This is a genomic window from uncultured Campylobacter sp. (assembly GCF_938018145.1).
Taxonomy (GTDB): domain Bacteria; phylum Campylobacterota; class Campylobacteria; order Campylobacterales; family Campylobacteraceae; genus Campylobacter_A.
Genome location: NZ_CALIII010000317.1, coordinates 1 through 1,544 on the forward strand (window position 1 = coordinate 1; position 1,544 = coordinate 1,544).

1 protein-coding gene is annotated in these 1,544 nt (G+C 49.0%); it reads right to left on the reverse strand.

Annotation, left to right across the window (positions count from 1 at the left end):
* On the reverse strand, positions 1-1,478 hold a 1,478-nt coding region (uvrB, locus tag Q0338_RS07430), incomplete at its 3' end, for an excinuclease ABC subunit UvrB (RefSeq protein WP_298086198.1).
* Positions 1,479-1,544: the final 66 nt, after the last annotated feature.

Consider the following 1,544-nt stretch of genomic DNA (forward strand, 5'->3'; position numbering starts at 1 on the left):
CCGCGGATGATCTCGTTTCGCTCGACGGCGTCGATGTCTGAGTGCATGTATTTGACCTTGATGCCTAGCTCGGTGTAGTAGCGGCTGAGCTCCTCGGCCATCTTTTTGGTGAGCACGGTGACTAGCACGCGCTCGTTTCTCTCGATCGTTTTTTTAGCCTCGTCAAATAAAATCTCCACCTGATTTTCGCTGTCTTTTATCTCGATTAAGGGATCAAGCAGTCCCGTCGGACGTAAAATTTGCTCGTAAACGTGGCCGCAGCTTAAATTTATCTCATATTCGTTCGGGGTCGCCGATACGAAAAGAAATTTAGCGCGTTTGTTTATAAACTCGTCAAATTTGAGCGGACGGTTATCCAGTGCGGAGGGCAGGCGAAAGCCGTACTCCACAAGCACCTCTTTACGGCTGCGGTCGCCTGCGTACATACCGCGAAACTGCGGCAGGCTCACGTGGCTTTCGTCTACGATGACTAGATAGTCCTTGCCGCCAAGCTCGAAATAATCAAACATCGAGTATGGCGTCTCTCCGGGCTTTTGCCCGGTTAGGTGGCGCGCGTAGTTTTCGATGCCTTTGCACATGCCCGTGCTGCTCATCATCTCTAGGTCAAATTCCACTCGCTGCTTTAGACGCTGAGCTTCTACGAGCTTGCCTTGCTCGTTAAATTCTTTTAGCCGCTCCGCCAGCTCCTCTTCGATCTGTTTGATGGCGATTTTTAGGCGGTTTTCGCCCACGATAAACTGGCTGGTCGGGTAGAGGATAAATTTTTTCAGGTCGTGTCTTTTTTTGTTTTCCAGCACGTCCAGGCTATACATCGTCTCGATCTCGTCGCCGAAAAACTCGATCCTAAACGCCTCGTCGTTAAAATACGCGGGATATACGTCCACCACGTCACCGTTTACGCGAAAGTCACCTCGGTCGAAATAAACGTCGTTTCGTTTGTATCCCATATCCACTAGCTTTTGCAGTAGCGCGCGCTGGTTGATTTTATCGCCGACGTTTAGGTATGCGACCATGCCTTGGTATTCACTAGGATTACCCAGGCCATAGTTGGCCGACACCGACGCCACGCACACGACGTCGTCAAAGCTGAGCAAGCTCGCCGTCGCAGATAGGCGCAGACGCTCGAGTTCTTCGTTTACGGAGCTGTCTTTTTCGATGAAAAGGTCTTGACGCGGGATGTAGGCCTCCGGCTGATAGTAGTCGTAGTAACTGATGAAATACTCCACGTGATTTTTAGGGAAAAAGCCCTTAAATTCGCTATAAAGCTGCGCGGCGAGGGATTTGTTGTGCGTCATGATTAGAGTGGGCATATTTAGCTCGCGTATAACGTTTGCCATCGTAAAGGTCTTGCCTGAGCCCGTGACGCCTAGAAGCGTTTGGTATTTATTGCCCGATCTTATGGATGCGACGATATTGGCGACTGCGCGGGCCTGATCCTCGCTCGGGCTAAATTTGGACGAAATTTCAAAATTTTTCATTTTTTACCTTAAAAATCAGCTTTTTTTGTTACAATTACGTAAAATTATACCAAAACTAAGGAAAAA